The organism is Sporosarcina sp. ACRSL (genome assembly GCF_022346605.1).
Taxonomy (GTDB): Bacteria; Bacillota; Bacilli; order Bacillales_A; family Planococcaceae; genus Sporosarcina.
Genome location: NZ_JAKRNT010000004.1, coordinates 112,961 through 137,308, shown reverse-complemented (window position 1 = coordinate 137,308; position 24,348 = coordinate 112,961). Strand labels below are relative to the sequence as shown.

20 protein-coding genes are annotated in these 24,348 nt (G+C 42.3%); 6 read left to right on the top strand and 14 right to left on the bottom strand.

The features are described from left to right. Positions 1–12 precede the first annotated feature (12 nt). From MHZ92_RS07610 to MHZ92_RS07590, 5 genes are all read right to left on the bottom strand, one after another. The gene (locus MHZ92_RS07610; protein ID WP_239431062.1) at positions 13–1,047 is read right to left on the bottom strand and encodes a Gfo/Idh/MocA family protein; all 1,035 of its coding nucleotides are present in this window, start codon (positions 1,045–1,047) and stop codon (positions 13–15) included. A 27-nt stretch (positions 1,048–1,074) separates the two neighbouring features. Next, positions 1,075–2,901, bottom strand: coding sequence for a polysaccharide biosynthesis protein (locus tag MHZ92_RS07605; RefSeq protein ID WP_239431061.1), 1,827 nt, complete (start codon positions 2,899–2,901; stop codon positions 1,075–1,077). A 231-nt stretch (positions 2,902–3,132) separates the two neighbouring features. Beyond that, positions 3,133–3,900, bottom strand: a complete 768-nt coding sequence (locus MHZ92_RS07600; protein WP_239431060.1) for a tyrosine-protein phosphatase — start codon at positions 3,898–3,900, stop codon at positions 3,133–3,135. A gap of 52 nt (positions 3,901–3,952) precedes the next feature. Further along, entirely contained in the window at positions 3,953–4,660 is a 708-nt protein-coding gene (locus MHZ92_RS07595) for a CpsD/CapB family tyrosine-protein kinase (protein ID WP_370644653.1), read from the bottom strand. Between the two features lie 2 nt (positions 4,661–4,662). After that, on the bottom strand, positions 4,663–5,391 hold the full coding sequence (locus MHZ92_RS07590; RefSeq protein WP_239431058.1) for a YveK family protein: 729 nt from the start codon (positions 5,389–5,391) through the stop codon (positions 4,663–4,665). A gap of 303 nt (positions 5,392–5,694) precedes the next feature. On the opposite strand from MHZ92_RS07590, the gene MHZ92_RS07585 reads away from it, so the two are divergent. Together MHZ92_RS07585 and MHZ92_RS07580 are read left to right on the top strand one after the other, a co-directional pair. Then, positions 5,695–6,762, top strand: a complete 1,068-nt coding sequence (locus MHZ92_RS07585; protein ID WP_239431057.1) for an S-layer homology domain-containing protein — start codon at positions 5,695–5,697, stop codon at positions 6,760–6,762. A gap of 122 nt (positions 6,763–6,884) precedes the next feature. After that, positions 6,885–7,376 carry a VanZ family protein gene (locus MHZ92_RS07580; RefSeq protein WP_239431049.1) on the top strand — a complete coding sequence of 164 codons (492 nt, stop codon included), beginning with the start codon at positions 6,885–6,887 and terminating at the stop codon, positions 7,374–7,376. Between the two features lie 19 nt (positions 7,377–7,395). Here MHZ92_RS07580 and MHZ92_RS07575 read toward each other — a convergent pair whose 3' ends face one another. Beyond that, the gene (locus MHZ92_RS07575) at positions 7,396–8,163 is read right to left on the bottom strand and encodes a hypothetical protein (protein ID WP_239431047.1); all 768 of its coding nucleotides are present in this window, start codon (positions 8,161–8,163) and stop codon (positions 7,396–7,398) included. A gap of 814 nt (positions 8,164–8,977) precedes the next feature. Here MHZ92_RS07575 and MHZ92_RS21360 point away from each other — a divergent pair. Both MHZ92_RS21360 and MHZ92_RS07570 read left to right on the top strand, forming a co-directional pair. Then, entirely contained in the window at positions 8,978–9,106 is a 129-nt protein-coding gene (locus tag MHZ92_RS21360) for a hypothetical protein (protein ID WP_255723429.1), read from the top strand. A gap of 382 nt (positions 9,107–9,488) precedes the next feature. Further along, positions 9,489–10,586, top strand: coding sequence for an integrase core domain-containing protein (locus MHZ92_RS07570; protein ID WP_239431045.1), 1,098 nt, complete (start codon positions 9,489–9,491; stop codon positions 10,584–10,586). A 336-nt stretch (positions 10,587–10,922) separates the two neighbouring features. Here MHZ92_RS07570 and MHZ92_RS07565 read toward each other — a convergent pair whose 3' ends face one another. From MHZ92_RS07565 to MHZ92_RS07535, 7 genes are all read right to left on the bottom strand, one after another. Next, positions 10,923–12,083, bottom strand: coding sequence for a hypothetical protein (locus tag MHZ92_RS07565; protein WP_239431043.1), 1,161 nt, complete (start codon positions 12,081–12,083; stop codon positions 10,923–10,925). A 905-nt stretch (positions 12,084–12,988) separates the two neighbouring features. Next, entirely contained in the window at positions 12,989–16,729 is a 3,741-nt protein-coding gene (locus MHZ92_RS07560) for an S-layer homology domain-containing protein (RefSeq protein ID WP_239431041.1), read from the bottom strand. A gap of 1,078 nt (positions 16,730–17,807) precedes the next feature. Further along, positions 17,808–18,518: a WecB/TagA/CpsF family glycosyltransferase gene (locus MHZ92_RS07555; protein ID WP_239431033.1), complete on the bottom strand. Its 711-nt coding sequence runs from the start codon at positions 18,516–18,518 to the stop codon at positions 17,808–17,810. Next, entirely contained in the window at positions 18,519–19,808 is a 1,290-nt protein-coding gene (locus MHZ92_RS07550; RefSeq protein WP_239431032.1) for a nucleotide sugar dehydrogenase, read from the bottom strand. Between the two features lie 137 nt (positions 19,809–19,945). After that, entirely contained in the window at positions 19,946–21,112 is a 1,167-nt protein-coding gene (locus MHZ92_RS07545; RefSeq protein WP_239431025.1) for a S41 family peptidase, read from the bottom strand. A 372-nt stretch (positions 21,113–21,484) separates the two neighbouring features. Next, positions 21,485–21,940, bottom strand: a complete 456-nt coding sequence (locus MHZ92_RS07540; protein ID WP_370644665.1) for a DinB family protein — start codon at positions 21,938–21,940, stop codon at positions 21,485–21,487. Positions 21,941–22,083: 143 nt separating this feature from the next. Next, the gene (locus tag MHZ92_RS07535; RefSeq protein WP_239431022.1) at positions 22,084–22,230 is read right to left on the bottom strand and encodes a hypothetical protein; all 147 of its coding nucleotides are present in this window, start codon (positions 22,228–22,230) and stop codon (positions 22,084–22,086) included. 185 nt (positions 22,231–22,415) lie between these two features. Here MHZ92_RS07535 and MHZ92_RS07530 point away from each other — a divergent pair, with 185 nt between their 5' ends. Both MHZ92_RS07530 and MHZ92_RS07525 read left to right on the top strand, forming a co-directional pair. Beyond that, positions 22,416–23,618 (top strand): MFS transporter, encoded by a 1,203-nt coding sequence (locus tag MHZ92_RS07530; RefSeq protein ID WP_239431020.1) that lies wholly within the window; start codon positions 22,416–22,418, stop codon positions 23,616–23,618. Positions 23,619–23,673: 55 nt separating this feature from the next. Beyond that, a complete protein-coding gene (locus MHZ92_RS07525; protein WP_239431018.1) occupies positions 23,674–23,859 on the top strand; it encodes a hypothetical protein in 186 nt (61 codons plus the stop codon). A 38-nt stretch (positions 23,860–23,897) separates the two neighbouring features. On the opposite strand, the gene MHZ92_RS07520 is transcribed toward MHZ92_RS07525, so the two are convergent. Continuing rightward, complete coding sequence (locus MHZ92_RS07520) at positions 23,898–24,260, bottom strand: hypothetical protein (RefSeq protein WP_239431012.1); 363 nt, start codon at positions 24,258–24,260, stop codon at positions 23,898–23,900. Between the last annotated feature and the right edge of the window lie 88 nt (positions 24,261–24,348).

Genomic DNA, 24,348 nt, shown 5'->3' with positions numbered 1-24,348 from the left:
TCATTCATCCCTTTACATTAAAGTAATTGGTGTGTTTTTCAGAGTAATCGGTGTGTTCTTTTCAGCAGATTGATAGAATGCGAGTACGAGCTCAAGCGCTCTTTTTCCTTCTTTACCTGAGACTACTGGTTGTCTGTCTTCTTTTATTGCTTCCATCATGTCTCTTATAATCTGCTCATGACCTGATGTTCCCCAAGGATCTGCTTTTACTTCATTGATATAGCTTTCAATTACACTGTCTTCTAAGTCCCGAACATTTAATGTTTCAAAGTACAATGCATTGGGTCCGCCGATTTTAACTGTTCCTTTTTCACCAAAGAGCGTGATGGATTCTTCATAGTTTTTCGGATAGACATTAGTCGAAGCTTGTACGGTCGCAAAAGCGCCTGATTCAAACCGAATAATTCCAGTTGAAAAATCTTCGGCTTCGATCTCGTGGAATCGAGTTGCTTCCATGCTGAATACTTCAGTAGGAGTACCCATAAATGACAACAGCAGATCCAGATTATGAATTGCTTGGTTCATCAATACTCCCCCGTCATGTTCTTTCGTCCCTCTCCAAGGGGATTGATCGTAATAGTCTTGTCCACGATTCCAATTGACGATACAAAGAGCGTGACTGATTGTACCTAACAAATTCTTTTCCATTATTTCATTCAGCTTCAGAACGACCGGACGGAATCGGTTCGGATGAACGACCGCCAACTTAATATCATTGTCTTCAGAGGATGAAATGATTCTTTCTGCTTCTTCCAAAGTCATGGCAATCGGTTTTTCTACTATGATATGTTTCCCATACTGTGCAGCTAATTCAGCAATGGCAGCATGAGTTCCGCTTGGCGTGCAAATACATACGACTTTAATTTTATGGTCCCTCAGCATTTCTTCGAGTTCAATATAAGGAGTTGCACCATATTCATTAACATACGGTTCCATTAACTCCGGCACTCGATCACAGACAGCGATTAGATTTGCGCCTTCTATATTTCGAATTGCGTTTGCATGTTTTTTCGCAATAAATCCACAACCAACGATTGCAAAATTCATTTTTATAACCTTCTTCTCAAAATAGTATTAAACGAGCGAAACCTGAACACTTTCAGTAACCTTTCGATTCGCAAGTCCAACCAACGTCTCTTTTACCTCATAAGCGTCCATATCTAACAGCTTGTCCAAGACAAGCTCCATCTCCAACTCACTAATCGGAGTAGCCTTCCCAACATAAATTTTCGGAAACACATACTCACTCTGCCGTTCACTCTCATTGAGCAGCTCTTCATACAACTTCTCGCCCGGTCGGATGCCGGAATACTTGATTTCAATTTCATCCTCCCCATAACCAGACAGTCTGATCAAGTTCTTCGCTAGGTCCACAATTTTCACCGGTTCACCCATATCAAGAACGAACACCTCGCCGCCTCGTGCAAGTACCCCTGCCTGGATGACGAGTCTGGATGCTTCGGGTATGGTCATGAAATAGCGGGTCATTCTTGGGTCGGTTACTGTCACCGGCCCCCCTGCTGCAATTTGCTTTTTGAACAATGGAACAACACTCCCACGGGAGCCGAGTACATTCCCAAAGCGAACCGCCGCAAATTTCGTTCTACTGTTCTTGGCAAGGTTCTGAACGACCATTTCAGCAAAACGCTTCGTTGCACCCATGACGTTCGGCGGATTGACGGCTTTGTCGGTTGATACAAGAACGAAGTAAGGGACGCCAAAAGTGTCCGCAGCTTCCGCTACGTTTTTCGTTCCGAAAATGTTGTTTTTGACGGCTTCCATCGGGTTCGCTTCCATGAGCGGGACATGTTTATGTGCCGCGGCATGGTAGATGACATCTGGTTTGTATTCCGCCATGATGTCGAAGATCCGGTCGCGGTCCTGGACGTCCGCGATGATCGGAATGAGTTTAGTTTCGGGTGAAACCTTTTGGCGTAGTTCCATGTCTATATTGTAGATGGAACTTTCTCCGTGACCGAGCAGGATAAGGCTCTTCGGCTTAAATGCCGTCAATTGTCGGCATATTTCGGAACCGATGGAGCCGCCTGCTCCGGTTACTAAGATGGTTTTATCAGTCAATTTCTCCTTGATCGCTTTCATGTCGAGCTGGACCTCGTCGCGACCAAGGAGATCTTCTATTTTTACGTCACGAATATCGTTAACCGATACTTTCCCCGTCATCAAATCTTCAATGCGTGGTATTGTTTGTGTACGTGCGCCTGTTGCTACGCATCGTTTCATGAGCTCGGTCATGTCCTGCTTTGCCATTGAAGGAATCGCAATGATGATTACTTCGATGTTAGTGTCCTTGACGTTTTCTTCGATATGACTTGTACAGCCTAGAATTTTGATGCCGTACAGCTCCAAGCCTTTTTTGGTCATATCATCATCAAGGAATAGGACAGGTTTCATGCCCGAATCGGGGTTGTTCAGCAGTTGCCGAGCCACCAACATACCAGCTTGTCCGGCACCAATAATCATGACGCGCTTCATCCCTTGATCATGTGATTTCCGAAAAGTGTCACGTGTAATGCGCCAACTAAGTCGTGAGCCGCCGATGAATAGAATGTGGAGCATCCATGTTAGGAAAAGAGCTCGAAAATTGATGTCTTTTGTAAAAATGAATTGGGCAGCCATTACGACAGCAATCGTCAAAGTGACCGATTTGAATATCGCTTTCAACTCACCGATGGAGGCATACGACCATACTTTCCGGTACAAACCATAATGCCAAGCAAACAAATGATGCGCGATTTGAATCGTCAAGGCGCTCATCAGGATGATTTCATTTTTGAAGATGACCTTGTCAGGTCGCAATATGTAGTATCCAAGAAAGATTGATACCAGCACAATGAGTGAATCCAACAGGAAAAGCAATGTGACCCGCTTTTTCATCGTCATTCGCAAGAATCCCTCCGTTCTATGTTGTAACACAGAACTATAAACCCTACATAAATGTGTTTATAATTCAGTAGTTTCAATTCCCCCCGAAGTGTTCTAGCCTGTTTGTTGAATTCTGCCCTTTCGATTATTTATTTGTGAGTCTTTGGATCCCATCTGTTCTCTTTTTTATATGGAAATGGGATGAAACAACAGTTCAATTTTTAGTAAATTACTAGATTTGATTTTCTTTCACCCTATGAAGCCAAATAATTTCCTTGGTTTTGTCAGTTCTGGTTCCCAGAGGAATAACGGTTCATCCCTCAAAATCCTTTCATTGTTTTCGAGCATCAGATCTGCAATATCATACAGCTTTTTTCGTTCCAATACATCGAGCCCTTTACCAAAATGGAATGGCCTCGTATTTAAGTTATGGACATCTGAGCCGTATGTATGGACAAGATTCGCCTCGATAAGCTGCAGTGACAGTTTTTGTATAGTTTTGCCGAAATGGCCTGATAAGCTACCCGACGTAATTTGAGCGGTTGCGCCATGGCGGATAAGCCTTTCGAGCCGTTCGGGCTTTTCTGCAATTGCACGGTTTCTTTCTGGATGAGCAATGATCGGAATGATTCCCCTTTCGACCATTTCCTGGATGATTTTAACCGTATAGACAGGAATCGTCTGGGACGGCAATTCCAATAGAAGGTATCTGGAATTGGCGAGCGTGAGCAATTCCCCGCTGTCCCACTTTTCAATGATGTCTTCAGTCAGCCGGATTTCCTGTCCTGGGTGAAGTTGAACGTTCAGCCCCGCTTCCCTGATGACATCTTTCAATAATAGAGTTTGGCTTATCACTTCGCGATGCTGTACATCGAATTGTGGATGAGAGGCATGCGACGTGCAAATCAAATCCGTAATTCCTTCCTCTTGCGCCTTTTTCACTAAAGCAAACGTTTCTTCAATCGTTGCAGGTCCATCGTCAACACCAAACAAAAGATGAGTATGCATATCAATCATTCGAACCGCGCTCCTTTAATAGAAAAGAGAGCATAAGGGCATACGAGTCCTTTTACTCTCCAGTTCCATAATATTGATAGTAATAATGGTCCTTCTCAAGCGCGAAATTGTTCAGGAGAGTCCCAAGTATATTTGCTTTTGCAGCCATAAGTAATTCTTTTGCCTTAATCGCACTTTCTTTTTCCGTCACGCCAGAATTGACGACAAGGATCGTCCCGTCGCATTTATTCGACAATATTTGAGCGTCCGCGACCGAAAGTAGCGGTGGCGCATCGAAAATAACAAGATCGTATTGAGACGTCAGCTCATGAAGAAGCGCATCCATCGATTTCGAGCCGATGAGCTCGGCAGGATTCGGTGGAATTGGACCGCAAGTGATCAAAGATAGGCCTTCAATCTCTATGACTTTTGTAACCTCTCCAAGAGTCGATTGCTTCGTCAACAAATTAGATAGGCCAGTTGTATTCGTCATGTGGAATGTGTAGTGCATTGTCGGTTTACGCATGTCTGCATCTACCAATAGCACTTTTTTCCCTTCTTGCGCGAAAACGATCGCTACATTTGCAGCGCTCGTCGATTTGCCTTCGCCCGGAGAAGAAGAGGTGAATAGCAATGTTTTCAATTCCTTATCCGGCATCGAGAAATTGATGTTCGTTCGAACCGTGCGGAATTGCTCCGAAACGATGGATTTCGGATTGGTGTTCGTGACAAGTTTTCTTGCAACTGTTCGCATTGGCCGCTGTTTTCTCTTGAACATCATGATCACCTCTTCTTTCTTTTGTGTTGTAACGCCTCTTTCGTTCTTGGCATTTCGCTATCTGTAATCGGACTGATTAGACCTAAAATAGGCAAATCCAATAACTCCTCGACATCTTGCTCCGTCTTGACGGTCGTGTCCAAATACTCGAGCAGGAACGCTATCCCGACACCTATCATAAGACCGATGACCGCTGCAATCGCCATATTAAGGTATGGGTCGGGCTTGACGGGCTTCGGATTTTCAGATAGTACTGCAGGCGAAAGGATGTTGACATTATCAACATTCATTAGCCTCTGAATCTCTTCTTGGAATACTTCAGCAGTTGTATTGGCGATATCGACCGCCATATACGGTTCCGGATCTTGGACACTCACGTTGACAACTTGCGAATTTTGCGCACTATTCACTGTTATTTTCCCACTCAAGGCTGCCGGTGTTGTATCTAGATCCAAATTTTCAATCACCTTCGACAAAATGGCTGGGCTTGTGATGATGACGTTATATGTATTGATTAGCTGAAGATTCGCCTGGATGTCTTGTGTATTGAACTGGTTCTGCTCCGTTTTCTGCTGATTGACGAGAATTTGTGTCGATGCTTGGTAGATCGGTGTCATGAGCAGGAAACTGACGACACCTGCAGCTGTCACCGCTAGCAGCATTGTCAGCAGGATGAGGATAGCCCTTTTCTTCAATGTCTTGAAAAGTTCCTGAAGACTGATCGTTTCTTCCATAAAGTTTGTATCCCCTTTGTCGCTATCTGTCTAAGCGTGTCTCATTATAGCATAGGGTACAAATTGAATTCTCTTAATTTGAGACTAGAATGATATATTTGAATCGTTAGACTTATCGAAGAGGAAATATGGCTCATATAATAAAATCATTATGCCTGATAAAAGTAGTAGGTCAAAAAAACGATAATTAAAATAATACAAAATTCGATAGTTTTCGTTACCAATCTATTAACCTTCTATGCTATAGTTGTTGGGAATATTCATTTTACCAAAAATTTCGTCAACAAAATTGGAGGGAATCAAATGAAAAATTCAGCAAGAAAGTCTTTCCTATCGGCATTATCCTTATCATTGGCAGCTGGAGCAGTTGTAGTGGCCGCCCCTACTTCGGCTGATGCGGCCACTTCATTCAGAGATGTACCTACAGACTTGGATCACCATGATTCGATTATGAGTTTGGCAGAAAGAGGCATCATCACAGGGTATGAAGATGGAACGTTCCGCCCGGACGCAAAATTGACCCGAGCACACGCTTCAAAAATTATTGCGATGTCCCTCGGACTTAATACGACAAATGTAAAAGATCCAGGGTTCAAAGACATTAATGAAAACCAATGGTATTACGGTTATGTCGCTGCGCTTGCGAATGCCGGCTACATCACAGGTTTCGAAGATGGCACCTTCCGTCCGAACGCACCGATGACACGCGCACAGACAGCTAAGATACTCGACTTAAGCTATAAACTTCCAAAAGCGGCAGCGGATAACCCGTTCACGGACGTCAGCAATTCTGCATGGTATGTCAATCATGTCCGCACACTCGTTGAAAACAAAGTGACGAAAGGCAAAACACCGACAACGTTCGAACCAAATGCGAACGTCACACGTGCTCATATGGCGTCATTCGTCGTGCGGTCTGAAAACTTCCAAAAAGTTACGAAAGCCGTTGAAGAGACAAAAGCGCAAATACGTGCTATCGTCAATGAAAACAGTGTTATCGAAAAAGACGGCGAAAAAATCGCAGAAGCGTCATTTGACCCGACTTCCAACACATTGACGTTGACCGCCTATGATCTTGACGAAGGCATTAAAGCTGTCCAAGGCCTCGGCTTTTTCTCGGACAAACTCCCTGCCCTTGGTCTAACGGATATTCGCATCGGTGACGGCGAGCCAGTCAATGTCATCGAAAACCGTACAGCTGCAAAACAGCAAATCCAAGACGCCATGGTTGACCTGCTCAAAACTCCGAGCAACACAGCGAACGGCGACTTGGTTGCGGACGATATTAAAGTCAGGCTCTTAGGTCATACTGGAGACGTTGAGTTCTGGGATGATTTTAATGTGAATTTACATGTGTTTATAGGTGAATAATAAATAAGTACTAACCTCCGTGGCATACAGTTACGGGGGTTTTATTTTTCTTAAGAAGGCAGAATGAAAGACCTACTTCAACATTCTGGACAATAATTGTCCAAACATGGTACGGTCACTTTATGAGAAAAATATTATTATTACTAGTCATCGTCGGTGTACTATTTTTTTCATCAGGCCAAACGTATGAGCAGCAGTCGATCATTCCGACTTTGGAGGAATGGTTCCCGGGCAAACCATTGGAGAACCAGCTGGCAAAACTGCAAATCCCTTATTGGGGGAAGATCATTTCAGTTGAGGAACGAGGATACTATGCTTTCATCGAGTTTCTGATCCGGAAGGCAGCCCATTTTTTCATTTTCGGACTGCTGGCGATTGCTGTATATAGCATTCTACCGAAAATCCACTATCGAACCATTGTCGCGCTTCTCATCACGCTGCTTTTAGCGATCGGGGATGAATATCATCAGTCGCTCACTGGAGGACGGACTGCTACTAGGGAAGATGTGTTTTTAGACATGTGGGGGGCTTTCACATTTTTACTCGTGTTCCGATTAATAAAGATTGCCCTAGACAGACGTAGACAAAACAAAAAACCGCGTATGAGGACTTAAGCGGTTTTTGTTTGTTTTATTAGCTTCCAATGGCTTTCTTCAAGATACCATCGCGCCGAACCTTTTTCAGCGATTCATATTCATCAATAAAGCTTTGAGCGTGTGATTTATTATAGCCGTTTGCTGCCAATTCGGCTTCCAGTGCTTTCACAACACCATAAAATGCGGCATCGGTATTTGCCTCCAAGTTGTTGGCAGCACCCATGTATTTATTATAGAAATAGCCATAGCTGATGCTCTCGCCATTCGCCTTCTTGTCGATGTACTCCTTTTTCGCCCGGCCAATCAACGAATTAATCTTATCATCGGCTTGTCCTTCAAGCTGCTTGAAGACAGGCTCATACTTCCCCTTCACTTCCGCCACGGTTAGTTTTTTCTTCGTTTCCGTTGTGCTCGCTGACTGCTTCTTTTTTGCAGTAGTTCCTTTTAATTCGTTCTTTGGTGGAGTTACACCTGCAGTTTTATTAGCAGTTTTATTACCGGTGGAAGTAGTTTGTTTCGATTTCCCTGGCTCCTCCTCAGCTTCTTCACTCGCTTCGACTACTTCTTCGCTAGCTTCGACTTCTTCTACAACTGTTTCTCCCAAGCCGGAAACCGTTCCATCTTTACCAATGACCAACTTTGACCCATCCGGAAGCTCCACCTCATACGGATTCGCGATAATTCCCTCAACCTCATCATCCGCAACATCATATTCCTTGAACTTTAATATGTACGCCAGATAAGCCCCTGCTCCCAAAACGAGCGCCAATACAATCGCTATTGTAATCTTCCACTTTTTCTTCATACATACCACCGCCCCTTTTATGATACTAGCAGTTTAGCATTTATTCATAGAAGAGTGTAGTGATAAGTGTAGAAAAATAGAGGATTACGAAGATTCTTGCCAATTTAGTAGTTTCCTATCAAGGGCATGAAAATGTCTAATTTCCTATTTAACTATGCATGCTATAAATATTACACGAAAATAGTATTGAAATAGTACAAATAGAAATAAACTCTAGGTGAAGACTTATCAAAAACGCCCGGAACCCAAATGATACCAAAGATCCGGGCGTGTTCTCAAAAAAATAAAAGTAGCGTTAAGCACGATATTATGAGAAGTCTCGGTCATGAACGACTCGAAACGAGGATGATCTATCTTGAGAGGCTGTTGGAGAAAGAACGGCATGCGATACATTCGTGGAAACCAGAATATTCCGGTGAATATATTTAATAAAAACTCTTTGGCTGTGTTCCTGTGCCGCCTTTGTGATATACTTGGTATGTCGATTCGAAGGTCGACTGATGCAAACCCGTGCACCGTTCAATACGCGTGACAGGTTGCTATCACCATCAGGCATTACAATGCTTGCCAGAGGAGTGCCATCCTCAAGCGAATGTAATCGCCGGACTCTTTAGATGCAGTGAGGATTACCTTATCTGCATCTTTTAATTTGCCGTCAACTCTTCTTCAGCTAAGGCTATTTTTTTCTCTTTGGCGAGGGATGGATAGCTTTTATGCATTTAAAAACCCCAAATAGTAATTAAAGGATTGTTAATCACGTCTTCCGCCATGCATTTGCGATCACTTCAAAACGCGAAGCCTTGGGGATCAACTGATGGAAACGACCATGATTTATTTGGAGAAAATCTTTAAAAAGGAACGACATGCAATCCATTCTTGGACACCTGAGCGCTCCGAACGGCCAGCCATCGACACTACTATGAGCCCGCTGCCATTTTACTAGTCTCGTAGGTGCTGAAACACCTCTTCCAGTAAGACTTCAAACGTTCCGCTGTTTCCATCCCTTTTTTTGATTCCCTTAGGTTTCCACTATCCAGGGGGTAAGAACGACCGGATTAACAGTCAATTCCTCGATCGCCACTATAGCATTTCAACTATAAGGATGTAAAGTAAGCTCCTAGCTTATTTCGCACTATACACGGACTTACCCTGCCTACATGGATTCGTCTGCCCAACCATAGGAACCTTTTAAAGAGCCCCGTCCCGGCACCACCGAGTACGACTTCACTAACTGCCAAACTATGTATTTCCTACAACTTGTCAAATACACTAGTAGAACTTCAATAGCCGTTTATATGGGTTCATGCAACTAGGAGGGATTCAAATTGTTTTTTATTCATTCGCTGTATGAATGCTTTAAAGAGTGGCTAAGCTACTTCACTCAATTTCTGAAACTCTATTTAAAATCATCGCACGCTATTAAAATGGAAAACATCGCCCTAAGAAGTCAACTCGCACTATATGCCCAGCGATTTGAAAAAGAAAACATACCGCAGCCACGTCCAACACCGGCTTTTCGACAGCTCTGGGTATTCCTTAGCAAGCATTTGGAGAACTGGAAAGATGTCTTACTGATTGTGAAGCCGGACACCGTGATTAGATGGCATCGAACTGCTTTCAAATTCTATTGGAAACAAAAATCGAAGAAATTAGGGCGACCAGCTATTTCTCAAGACACAATCAATCTGATTAAACGAGTACATAAAGAAAACCCACTGTTATCGCCCGAGAAAATTCATGAAAAGCTTCGGATTCTCGGAATCGAAAATCCTCCTGCGCCAAATACAATCTCTAAGTATCTTCCCAGCACACGAAGACCACCTTCCAAAAAACAGATTCAGTCTTGGAAGACATTCCTGCAAAACCATCATCTTGAAATGTGGGCAACCGACTTCTTTACGATTCCTACACTCACCTTTGATGTGCTATATGTTTTGGTCATTATCCATCATAAATCTCGAAAAATCATTCATTTCGGCGTAACAACTAATCCGACGGCCGAATGGACAATCCAGCAATTCAGAAATGCAACACCATACGGTAAGGTTCCAAAATATTTAATTCATGACAACGACCCAATCTTTTGTTCCAAGGCGTTTCAATCATTTTTACAATCATCGAGCATTATTTCAAAGAAAACAGCATACCGATCACCTTGGCAAAATCCCTATGCTGAAAGAGTCATCGGTACAATCAAGAGGGAGTTGTTAGAACAAGTTATTCCACTGAATGAGCAACATCTACATACTCTTCTAAGAGAATATATTAGAAACTATTACAATACCGATCGAACGCATCAAGGAATAGACGGCAAGACACCAATTCCTTCGCCTGTATACCTTCCTACTCCAGCGGAGAGTACGAGATTAGAAACCAGACCAGTATTGAATGGTCTCTATCATGCTTACAAGAAAGTAGCTTAATTTTACTAATATGACCTTTTTCACCCTCGAAAAGGGTTTCTTTGTCATGCCTTCTTTCTTATACTCCCCTATTCCACTCCTATGAATTTACAAAGATTCATTCAAATCCACGAGATCCGGACAAAAAAAGAAAAGTCTATCCTGTAGAATTAGCATAAGTTTTCTACGGATAGACTTTTTGAAAGGGACAATACTATTAACAGCTGCAAACAGGGAGATATCCTTCATAAAACAGGAATTTTTCTAGGAAACAAAAAAAGCTCCGCAGAGATTTCTCTCCGCGGAACCTTCAGCTTAGAAGTATTCTGAATTTTATCGGTGCCTAGCAACTAAAACTTATTTTATTTCTTCTAAAGTAGCTTTACCATCTTGGTACATAGCAACTTTAGCAACACCAATGTTAGTAGTATCTTTCACTAAAGTGATACGGTAAGGAATATTGAATTTACCATTAGCTTTAACCTTTTTCCAATCATCTGTGCTTAAAACTTGACCAGTAATTTCAATTTTACCATTAGTTACTTTGATTGCATCAGTGTTAAAGTTCACATCATATGTTTCATCAATGTAATCTTTTACTTCTGCTAGAGTACTAGGCTTTTCAATCATTTTACCATTATAATCAAATTCTAAGCCTTTAACTAAAAATTTCGCTTCTGCTTCTGTTACATTAGCAACATTAAGAGATGTTACTTGTTCTCCAGTTAATCCTAAGAATGATTCAACATTGACATCGACAGTTGTTTTTGCTTCTTTACCATCTTTAGAAACTGTAAATGTTAGGTTAACTGTTGCTGGCTCGCCATTTTCTGAAGCGAAATTTACAGCTGCTCCATTTTTAGCATCATTAGCAATCACATTTGTATTACTTGATACCATTGCAAGTGTGAAACCTTCATCAATTGTTGGCAATACCAATTTTTGATCTTCTACTTTTACAGTAGTTGATGTGAACTTAGCAGCCGCTTCCTTAACATCTCCTTCAGAATCCACTACCGAAAGTTCATCGCCCGTTGGTGTTTTCGCATTAACAGTCGTGTTTGAATATGCTTCAATCTTCGTGCCAGCTGGTGCTACGATTTCAGCAGTTGTAAGGCTAGAATCAACTTCAATTGTTGGTAATGATTTATCCACAGCTTTTTCGAATACTACCTTTGCAGGAGTATTAACTTTTAGAGCAGTTACTGTTCCATTATTCACGAAACGAGCACCGTCATCATCTTTAATTTCGACAGCTTTTAGTGAACCATTATTTACAAATGAAGTGCTTGTTACACCATTGATTGTAGTTGTACCAGTAACTGTTGCATTGTTTATAAAATGTACATTAGGCGTATTAACTACTAGGTTACCCTTCAGCGTTCCTGCAGCCAATGTAATAGTTCCTGGATCAGTCGTTGTGAATTCTAAATCACCAATAACTGTTTTATTGTTTAAATCAATATTAGTTAAAGATGATACTGTTAAAGAACCACCATCAAGAGTTACTTCACTCACAGTTGGATTCGCTAAAGCATTTTGTAAATCAGATACATTATTAACTGTAACTTCGCTATTCTCGTCTTATACCACTTGTTGTGGTTTTCGATTCGAGCCTACACCGTACAGGCGGCTTTCACCGCATACGGCGTGCTATCAGCAGTAGTTATTTATTCATTATAAGCATGTAGTCTTACTTCATTATACCTATATAATATCCAAAGATAGGGACCAATCATTAATCATGACTGGTCCTATCCAATTTGAATGCTTAATTTTGGGGAAATAAGCAATTCAGTAAATTAACTACCACTGACTGGGTTCCTTCGCTCCGGTTAGTTTTCTCCTTCTCGCATGTTACCATACAAGTCCGAACGGCTAACCATCAACACTACTATGAACCCGCTGCCATCTTACTAGCCTCCTAGGTGCTGATACACCTCTTCCAGTAAGACTTCAAACGTTCCGCTATTTCCATCCCTCTTTTTGATTCCCTTAGGTTTCCACTATCCAGGTGTAAGAACGACCGGATTAACAGTCAATCTCTCGATCGCCACTATAGTATTTCAGCTATAGGGATGTAAAGTGAGCTCCTAGCTTATTTCGCACTATACACTAGCTTACCCTGCCTACATGGATTCGTCTGCCTAACCGTAGGAACCTTTTAAAGAGCCCCGCCCCGGGACCACCGGGTACGACTTCACCTGACTTCATCCCTTCTGTGTATTCAGCACATCACTGGATGCAGGAGGATTAGGCACTTGTAGTTGACTGTTTACAAGAGTAGGAGTTCCACCCACTAATTGGAAGGTAGCAGTTAGAAAGAAACCCCGTGTACTACCAAAAGGCAAGACACGGGGTATTCGTTTCCACTCATTTCACTGATTAGCTCAGTTTATTGAGTAACGTTTCGTTTAGTTTTATTAAGAAGCTGCAGATACAGTTACAGTTACAGTTTCTGAAGTTCCACCATCAGCATGTGAGATAACTACTGTATAGCTAGTATCAGTATCTTTTGTAACTACTAGATTGATTTTAGCATTATTGGCTTTTGTATCTAGAGCCGTTTTTAAAGTAGCAGAGTTATTAGCAGTTAAATCAGTACCAGCAGCAAATTCATGTGTAGTACCAATTGCCGTTTTAGCAGCTGCGATTTCAGCGTTTGCTGATGCCGCTGCTAACTTAGCTTCTTCTGCTTGTAATTTTGATACATTAGCTGATTTTACTAATGCTTTCTGAGCAGCAGTTAATGCATCATATGCTGTTCTTGCTGCTGTTACTTGCGCTTGAGTAGCATCAGGTGTTGCGAAACCTTCAATTAGTGTATCTACTGCAGTAGCTTTTGCTGCATCTGTTGCAGCTGCTAACTTAGCTTCTTCTGCTTGTAATTTTGATACATTAGCTGGTTTTACTAATGCTTTCTCAGCAGCAGTTAATGCATCATATGCTGTTCTTGCTGCTGTTACTTGCGCTTGAGTAGCATCAGGTGTTGCGAAACCTTCAATTAGTGTATCTACTGCTGCTGCCTTTTGTGAAACATCTGTTACGTTCACAGTATGAGAAACAGTTGTTCCTACAGAGTTAACAACAGTTACAACGATTGTTGCATTAGAAGGTGTATTTTGAGCCACAGTATAAATCCCGTTTACTGGAGTTAAATCTACACCATTTACTTTTACAGATGCCACAGAAGCGTTAGTAGTTGTAATTGCAAGAACGCCACCGATTTCACCAGCATCAAGGTCAGTATCTACTAGAGTAGCTGTAACTGTTGGAGCAGCAGCTGTGTCCGTTGGTGCAGTTCCAGTTGATGAAATACTATAGATATAGAAAGTAGTTACACCGTCTTTTACTTCATAAGTAACTTGGACAGTACCTGCAGCGTTTACCAATGCGCTTGCAAAATCATCAGCATTTGCAATTGGTGTGTTATTCAAGTTACGGTAGACTACATTATTTCCACCATAAGAAATTGCATTTTTACCAGCAAATTTAAGTGTTCGGCTAGCACTATTAATTGATTCTACAACACCAGTGTAAAGTGCTGGAACAGCTGATGAATTTGTGAATGACACTGAAGCTGATTGTGTCGGTAAGATAGTGTTAGCACCAGTTACGTTTACAGTTACTGTATCAGCAGCAGCAGAAGTTACACGAACGATAGCTTTCCCATCTGCATCTGATTTCACGTGGTAAGTTTTAGTATTACCCAAGTTTTGTGTTGGGTTAGTTGGGTTAAGTACGTTACCAGCAGCATCTTTAACTGTAGCGTTACCAAATAATGAAGTAACATCAAATGCTAGTGTGTATTGATGAACTGTAGTACCAGGAGTTACTTCTGTTTTTTGTTCAAAACGAAGAATTACTTGGTTACCAGCTGCATCTGTACCATATACAGGCACCCATACTAATTGAGTTGTTCCTTCAGTTGTCCATCCAGTAGGACGATAAGCGAAACCATTTTGGTCTACAGATTGATACGTGAAGTATGCATCTTTACCAGCATCTACTGAAGTAACTGTTCGACCGTATTCATCCTTAACCGATAGCACTGCATTTGTTACGCTAGCTGACTTGAAGTAAGTTACTTCAGCAACTTGCTGAATGTCAGCAGTATCTAATGCAGGAGTAGCTGTGCTACCAGCAGTGTTTAAGAATACAGTTGGTTTTACAAATGTTGTTGCACCGTTACCCGCAACGCGGAATTGTGCTTTTCCATCTTTACCTACTGTGATTGGGAATACTTTAGCTGTATTATCTGCTTTTAGGATTGATTCGAATGCCTTTGCTCCAGTTGAGAAGTAAATTCCGCCATTCGTATCAATGCCGTAGTTGGCAGCTTGGAAAGTAACGTATGCTGTTGTTCCTTCAGGAGCTACTTTACCATCTTTAGCTGTCACAGTTACGGTGTAAGTACGTCCACCTACTGATGTAGCATTAGCTGCAACATTACCTGCTGCCAAGTTCTGAGCAGATTGTGCAGAGTTAGCTGTACCTTCACCTACAACTGTAAGAGCCAATTGGTCTACACGTGAGAATTTAACAGTTGGTGCTTGAGCTTGTAGATCCAATCTGTTGTACGTGTAAGTTTGTGGATTCGTTGGTGTAGATTCTGGGCTATACACAATTGGTGTTGCTTCTAGGTTAGAACCATAGATTGTGAATGAACCTTCACCATTTGAGTTTGTTCTTACTGCTGCAACTACATTTTGTGAGCTTGTTGACAATGTATATGGAGTTACAAAGTCATCTGTAGTTTCAGGTGTTGTATTGTAGTTTTGTACTTTTACATTTGTGATCTTATCTGGCGTTACAGACAAGTTTTCTTTGATTGCAATGTAGTAAGTAGTGTTTGCGTCACCAGTAACTTTGTACGATTTTTTAGTTTCGTTAGCTAAGTCGTTTCCAGTTGTAAGTTCTTCAACAGCAAGTTGAATTGCTGTATCCCAGTATACTTTACCAGAAGATACTACTGAAGATTTGCTTGTAGCGTATGCTGCAATATTGTCTTCAGAAGCATAGTAACGAGTGTAAGTGTAAGAAGCTACACCATCTGCATTCGTATAAGCAACTGCTTCAAGTTTTTCGTTTGTAACTTTATCGTTAACGACGTTGAAAGTAACTGGTACGCCTGCTTTGGATTGTCCTTCTGGAACAGTAACTGTAGCAGAGACAGTAATATCTTTACCAATTACACCTTGTTGAGATGGAGTAACAACACTGATAGCAGTTGGAACTACTGCAGATACACCAGAGAATGTTCCAAGCTTGTTGCCGTTAGCAGTTACTGTGTAAGTTTTTCCGCCTTCTTGAACAGCAGTAGTCAATACTACAGTTTTAGCGTCAGTTTGCTTAAGAACTTTGTTATCGATTTTAAGACCTTCGATAGCGAAGTCTAGAGCTGCAAGATCTTCAACCTTTTCAACAAACTTCACTTCAACAGTTGTGTTGTTAACAGCCGTGATTGACTCAACACCAGCTACAACGCCAGTAACTTGTGAAAGATCAGCGTTTAGGAAGTTGTGAAGGAATGTAGCAAAGTGTCCGCGAGTTGCAGTACCTTTAGGGTTGAAGTTTGCAACAGTTGTGATGTCGAAGAAGTCTAGGACATCGATTGCTGTGCGTGCTTCAGATTTAGCTGCGCTACGGTCTGTTACTTCTTTTTTGAAGTCTTGACCTTCAACGTATTCTACTAGATTGATATCGTTAACTGTATCAAACGCGCGAACAAGTACTACTGCCATGTTCTCACGAGTGATGTTGTCGCCTGCAAGAAGACGACCGTTGCTTCCGTTGAATACGCCGTTGTCTTTAACAACTGCAGCATATTTTAGAAGCTCATCGTTTGAAGCAGATGTCAAATCTGTGAAGCGTGGGTTTGTTTTGTAGTCTGCAGGAATTTCGCGTCCTTCAGATACAAGCCATTTACCCAACAATTTAACAACGTCAGAACGTGTTAAAGTTTTGTTCGGCTTGAATGTTCCGTCTTCGTAGCCGGAGATGATGCCAGCATCAGATAGTGCATCGATAGCTGCTTCATGTGTGTTACCTTTTGTGTCTGAGAAATCTTTCGCGCTTGCTACTGGTGCTACTGCGGATGCTACTAGAGCAGCTGATGCAGCGCCAACTACAAACTTACGATACTTCGTTGGTTGGTTAGCCATTGAATAATTTCCTCCTCTTATTAAGAAATAAAATTTGTCATCTACCCCACGGCAAAATGGAAGTAGAAGCCATTACAAACTAAAGTATAGATACTTACAGCAGGGATGTCAATTACTTATTGGTATTTTGCTAGATTGCAAGTCCCAAACCCTATGTAATTTTCCGCTGCTTCTACTATTCTACCTTATCTCAAAAATATATCAAGTATTTCTATCATATTTCAAAAAAAGTCTCAAATCATTCAAATAATCTTACTGTTTTTGGTCGTCCTATCTTTATTGGGTTTCTGCCAATCTAAATGATTTATTATTGCTTATCATTGCCATTCTACTTGGCGGTTCCCCCTCCTTCATGAATCTATTAATGAAATAAATGAAATAGAAGAGTAATGGGATAAAATAGTATTAGAAAAAGCAATTGGTTCTCCTATATACCGGATTTTCTAGGTTCTATTAGATAGAAGGTAATAGATTTCTGGAAAATAAATTGGTTGTCCCAATTGGCGACTCCCTAGAATCTATTACTGGAAGATACAAAATAGAACCTAATAGAAAGAGTTTTTTACGGGAAGGTAATTGGTTGTCCTATTTAGCTACTTCATAAGGGTCTATTACTTCGATAACTATAGTAGAACCTTAATAGTAGAGTATTGGTGTGGAGGTAATGGATCATCCTAAGGTAGCGGGGATAGTCGTTTTAGTTTTTCGATTTCCGACATGAGATTTTGCGACTCTGAAAGGAGTCATAGCCTTACCTTCTAATCTATCATATGGTCAGGGGAAAGTAGATTTTTTTAGAGAGATATTTTGAGCAAACATGAATCCCTTTTTTCTAGGCTAACAGCATCAGAATAACTTTAGGTTAAACGGTTTACCCTGTCATCCATTGGCAGGCGTCCTCCGCTTTTCTCAATAAAATGCAAAAAGACCTGAACAGATGGGAGCTGTTCAAGTCCTTTTGTGCGGTCAACCAACCGTTTTCGTCCTGCGTGGCGTTTAATAATATATGCTACAGAGGAAATTATCCTTACACTTACGTATTCTATCATCAGATTTAATAGATTACAAGTATGTTTCATTATTTTTGGCGAATTATTTGAAAGAGGAATTTTGGTAGATTCATTTGCCGCTTGATACGGCTCGGTTCCAATAATAACCGATATAGCCATTCGGCGCCAGCTTTTTGGAAAGCTGCTGGTGCACGTTTGACATTGCCTGCGAGTACATCGAATGAACCGCCAACTCCTTGGTAAAGGATTGGATGTAGGTTATCACGATGTTCTTCGATCCATAATTCCTGTTTCGGCGAACCCATGGCAACGAATAAGATGTCAGGTTTCGCGGCATTTATTTTATCGATCACCTTTGACGTATCCTTTTCATAGCCATCCTGTGTACCGGCGACTTTGAGGTCGGAATAGGTGGCGATCAGTTTAGCAGCTGCCGCTTCTGCAACACCGGGTTTTGCGCCGTAGAGAAAGATGGACTTGCCTGTTCGGGCGGCTTCCCTCACAATTCTGTCCATCATGTCTACACCGGTTACGCGGGATGTTATGTTGCCTTTTTGAAGCTTGGACGCGATAATCACCCCAATGCCGTCCGGAATTTGAAATTCCGCACGGTTGAGGAGGGCTTTTAGCGCTGGGTCGTCTTTTGCCTTCATTAGTTTTTCAGGGTTGATGGCGACAACGAGTGATTTCTTTTTGGCGTCGATGTTGTGGAAGAGCTTCGGGATGAGTTCATCGTAATTCTCTGTGTTGACGTCGACGCCGAGTATCGTTTCTTTCATTTAACTCATGACTCCTACGGGTGAGCCGTCTCCGAGTTTGAAATAATGGAATCCGGCTTGTTCCCATTTTTCTCGAGAGAATGCGTTTTTCGTGTCGAGGACGAATGGTTTCGGCTGTTTTGTTGTAAGTGAATTCGGGCTGAGCTGTTTAAAGTCGGTATGATCCGTTGTCAAGATGATCAGGTCAGCGTCTTGAGTTGCCTCTTCTAATGTTGCTTGTTGTGTCGTGTGCTGCAATTCTTTAATGTGCGGGTCGAATGATTTTACTTCGAGCCCCAAATCTTGTAGTGCTTCGATCACTTTTATGGATGGGCTTTCGCGCATGTCGTCGACGTCGCCTTTGAATGCGAGGCCGAGGATCGCTACTTTGCCGTTTGTGATCCCTTTTGCGTCAAGCAGGAATTGTGCTTTTTGAGCGACGAATTGCGGCATGCCGTCGTTTGTGAGACGAGCTTTGTGTATGATTTCGGCGTTTGCCGGGTTGAGTTCAACTAGGAACCATGGGTCTACTGCGATACAGTGACCGCCTACTCCTGGTCCCGGCGTATGGATGTTTACACGCGGATGGAAGTTGGCGAAGCGGATCGCTTCCCAAATGTCGACGCCGATTGTTTCTGCGATTTTCGCGAGTTCGTTCGCGAATGCGATGTTGACGTCGCGGTATGTGTTTTCCATAACTTTTACGAGTTCAGCTGTTGTTGCGTCTGTCAGATGGATTTCACCTTGGACGAACGTTTTGTAGAGCGCTTTCGTTTTTTCTGCACATACCGGTGTGATGCCGCCAACGATGCGGTCGTTGTTGACGAGTTCTTCAAAGATTTTACCTGGGATGACGCGTTCAGGCGAGTGAGCAACGAAGAGGTCTTCGCCAATTGTCAGACCTGTTTTGCGAAGCTCCGGCAACATGACGTTTTCGACTGTTTTTGGTGGGACGGTCGATTCCAGGATGACGAGTGCGCCTGGTTTTACGTATGGTACGATCGATGCTGTTGCTTGACGGATGTATTCTAGGTTAGCCGTGTTGTCGGGATTGATTGGCGACGGGACGGCGACGATGAAGACATCTGCTTCGACGGGTGTCATGGAGACGGTGAGGTTTCCACTGTCGATGGCTTGGTCGAGTCGTTCTTGGAGTCCTGTTTCTTCTATATGTAGCTGCTTGTTGGCGATCATGTTAACTGCTCTTTCGTTAATGTCGACGCCGTGGACTTTTACGCCGCTGTTGGCGAACATGACAGCTGTCGGGAGGCCGATGTAGCCCAGGCCGACAACGCATATATTGTTGTTCATGAGTAATGTTCCTTTCGTATGGGAGTGCTATCGAGTTAAAGTCGCTTCAGCGACACTTTATAAATATTATCATGTAAATACTTTTGACATTCGTAAATTATAGCATATCCATTTCGGCTGTACATAATTGAACCGTTTTATTCTACCGTAATGGGTGTGTAGATGCCTTGCTTTGTTGTCCTGCCGGCGTCGTTTGCGAAGCCTGGGTGGATGACTAGATAGTATTTGCCGCCTTTTTGCATTTGTTTGTTTGGTGTGATGTCGAGTACGTCTGTGCCGTTCGGTTTAATGGAGATCGGGACTGCGACACCTCCTACTTTAATGAGTTCCACTTTATTGGACGCATTGGCATCGTTAAGGTTCATTTCCTGAGTGAAATGAATGTGGAATACTTTGTTTGTAGGCACGTTTTGCAGGTTGTCAACTTGTTTGTATTGTTTATGCGCCAATGATTCTTTCAGTAGGCGCGCATGGATCGTCGAGAGTTCTTCGTCGTATTCGGAGGAAATCGTCGGTTCGATTCCTTGGCGATGAATTTTGGATTTTTTCGGTCCTGTGAATTCGCCGATTGTCAGTTTCAGTGCTGAGCCGTCTTCGAATTCGAAGAACGATTGGATCGTCCCCTTCCCTTTTGTCCGTTCACCGACGATGATGGCGGCGTTTTGGTCTTGGAGGGATGCCGCCACGATTTCAGATGCGGATGCGGAGTAGCGGTTGACGAGTATATAGGTCTGTTTCGGGAATTTTATTTTCGATGGTACGGGTTTTACGGTTGTCGTGCCTTCCCTCGTTTTCATTTCGTAGGCGGTTTTAACGCCTTCGAAGTGGCCAAGGAGTTGTTCGGCGCTTTCGACGTAGCCGCCACCGTTGTAGCGGAGGTCGATGATGAGTTTGTCAGCGCCTTGCTTTTTGAGATTCGTGTAATGCTTCGTGACGACCTTATCCATATTCGTGGAGAAGGAACTGATTTTGATATAGCCGATGTTACCGTAGAGCATGGAGGATGTGACGGCGGGTTCGGTTATGTTTTGGAAGGCCACGTCGTCTGCTCCGACTGCTGCTACGTAGTTCAAGTATTCGTCCGCTGTCATGTAGCGGGAGTATTCGTCAAGCGCCCCAACGATTTCGTCTATGGTCGTCATGGCATGAAGGTTTTCTGGGATGTCGCCATAGTAGAAGTTTTCGACGAAGAATTTGATGTCGTCGATGCGTGCGGCATCTGCCATTGGTGTCTGAGCCGCGGCAGCTGGTGCGAGTAGGATTATTGTTAGGAATGCGAGTAGGATGGATTGGATTTGTTTCATGCCGGTGACTCCTTTCTGGGGGTGGTTGTTATGTTATTATACCCACTTTGGGAGATTAAAGACATGGTACGGGAGAATAGTTTTGTAGATTTAATGGCAGTGTTACTTTTGGGATGGGCGAGGCGGTTTATCGTAGGTTTTGGGATTTATGCATAGTCGGCGACGGTTATGCGTGATTGTGGGGATTTATGCGTGGTTCGTGGTGTTTATGCGTAAATTTTGCGATTTATGCGCTTCTGGGCGGGTTTATGCGTGGTTGGATGTGCGCGGGCGTTTTTTGTGGGAGGATTTTTGAATCGTGCTGAATGGTTTTAACAAATTAGGGGGAGTAACGAGAAAAAGCCACCAAGTTTGGTAGCTTTTAAACTATTTTTAACGATGTGAAGGCCAAGAACCTTGCATTTTTCTAATTTGAATAATTTGACCCGTATGGTAGGCATCGTGAAGCATGATGTTTATTAGCTTCAATTCTAGTGAATCTTGGTCAAGCTGTTCCACCGTAGTTTTATTTAGCGCCTGTCTTAAGTTCGCTTGAACCTTTTCAGCACGTTCTATAACTTCCTTCCATTCCTGATCATCATTTGATGGATCAGTCAGATAGAAGGTTTCATTCCCATCAAGATGATGTGGCCATTCCCGGCCTTCCATAATGGCTACAAGTTTTTCTTTGTAATAAATAAGATGGTTCACATTCTCCCAAATTGATTTGGTCGCTTCTCCAGTTGGTTTCCAGCTAGCCTGTTCTGCGGTGATCCCTTCCAATGCGTCTTTTAACGGCGCATACCAACCTTCTTTGTCATACGTTATATCCAGCATGTATACAAGCATTTCAATTCGATTCAATCCCATCTACCTCCCTCAATAAGTTAATGAAATTAATTCAACAAACATGTATATAATTCCTGCTTAATTGAAGTATGTAAAAAAGGACAGCTAGCTAAGAGCTAGCTGTCACTGGCTGTTGATTACTTTTACTGGCTTGTATTGCCTTTGCCCATCTTCGTTAACTGCGGCAACATGTTTTGCAATTGGCCGCCACGTCCGGTCATCAGACTATAGGCGGCAGCCCCAATGCCAATGGCAGCAACGATAGGTAAGACCTGAATGTTGTTCTTCATTTCACTCCACCTTTCTGTTGACTGTATTTATTACATCTGTAGCTTGTGTGTTCCTTCTTGAAATAGTCGAGTGAGTTTTTCCCACTATAAACAAAACTTTTTCTTTTACTGAAAACAGCTCTAATCATTTTAAAAATAATGGGCAGAATAGATGATGAAATAGCCTTGAAAGGCGGTCATCTCTATTGGGTAAAAAAGCCAAACTTTGGACAAACCAATATGTCATCATTATTTTATTGTCGTTAGTCATGTTCGCATCTTTTTACATGATTACGGCGGGTTTCCCGATTTTCGTATCAACCATTAGCAATAACCCAGCGATTGCTGGAATTATGACGACTACGTTAATGTTGGCATCGTTGGTTACGCGGTTCTTCGCAAGCGTCATTATTCAAAAAGTGAATATGAAATTGCTCCTCATTATTTCGATCATTTATTTCCTGGGAACGATCGCTTTAACTTTTGTAAACGACTCGATTGGTTTTTTAATTTTCATTCGTGCGCTGCAAGGTATTGGGTTTAGTATGCTGACGATTTTGGTTTTTACAATCTCCAGTAATATCGTTCCAAGATCCCGGTTAGGTGAAGGTATCGTTTTCTTTGCCATGTCGACAAGCGTTGGGACGACACTTGGGCCGCTTATCGCGATTGCTTATCTTGCGAATTTCTCATTCCGATCAATGATGATGTTAACGCTCGGCCTTATGTCTTTTTCGTTAGTGTGCAGTTTCTTTACAAAAAATACTGTCCCACAAAATAAGGAAAGTGCGAAGGCGACAACGAACGAACCGTTCTATAAGTACATGTTTGATAAACGTGTCCTTCTTCCATGTATTTTGGTTGCGTTGAATTATGTAGCCATTGCAGGAACTGTCAACTTTATTGGGGCGTTTGGGAAAGAGATCGGTGTGGGTGGTCGTATTTCTCAGTTTTTTATCGCACAAGGGATTGCGATGGTGATTATTCGTGCGTTCTCGGGTAAAATCTTTGATCGTTTCGGGCACCGAATACTTATTATTCCTGCCGCTATTTCAGGGGCTGCCGGTTTGGTTCTGTTAGGCTTCTCTAAGAGTATGTTGATGGTGTTGATTTCGGGGGTGTTGTTCGGAATCGCTTTTGCCGTCATTCATCCAACGATCCAAGCTTGGGCACTACAGCTTGTTCCAGAAGAAAAAAAGGCAACAGCCAATTCGATGCTTCTGATTTTTATCGATGGTGGTTTGGCACTTGGTTCCGTAGGACTCGGATTGTTAGCAAAAAGTGTTGGGTACGGCTTGACCTTTACTTATTCTGCAGCTACGATGATAATCATTTTGATGGTGTATCTAATGGGGAGTAAGAAAACGGTCGCAATGGCAGCAAATAAGGAAAAGGTTCCTAACCGTTGAACGGATAGATCTTGTCATTCCACATATCCTACATTTGCTTAGGAGGTGAGATGTGATGACGAATCAACAAAATCGCAAAAGTGTTGCGGAGGATATTAAGAAAACCGCTGGATCCGCATTTGAAACAGCTCACAATGCTTTGGAAACAACCGAAAATATCGCAATGAAGACTGTGGATGCAACTAAAAATGCTGCACAGAAAGTAACCCAAAACATGAGAAACAATCAAGGTAAATACTGAGCATGAAAAACGCCATTTCTGGCGTTTTTCTTTTGGACTCAGTTAAGACGGTTCTCCAAGGATTCGATGGACAGTTTAAGTGCAGTTAAGCGGCGCTCATTGATTGTTTTTTGAGGACTGCCTTCTTTTGCTTTTGCTATCTGTTTTTCTATCGAGGGAAGGACACTTTGCAGAACTTTTTTGGAAACCACTATGGATTCTTCTTCGTAGTTGAAATCTTCCTCATTCCAGGTAGCTTTCAGGCTGTCTAAACCTATTTTTACTGCGTCTCGTCTCTTTTGGACAAGGGTTGTGTTTGACCCCTTTTCTGTCATGCTATTGTAGGAATTCGATAGTTTATTAAGAGTTGACTCCAACGATTCGATGGACATCTCTTTGATTTCTTGGCTGATAGTTTTCATATGGGCACCTCCCTTTCCGTTACTTTTTTATTAAACCGCTTTGTAAAGATACGTAGTGAAAACGATCGAGTTTCGTTAACACCATCTA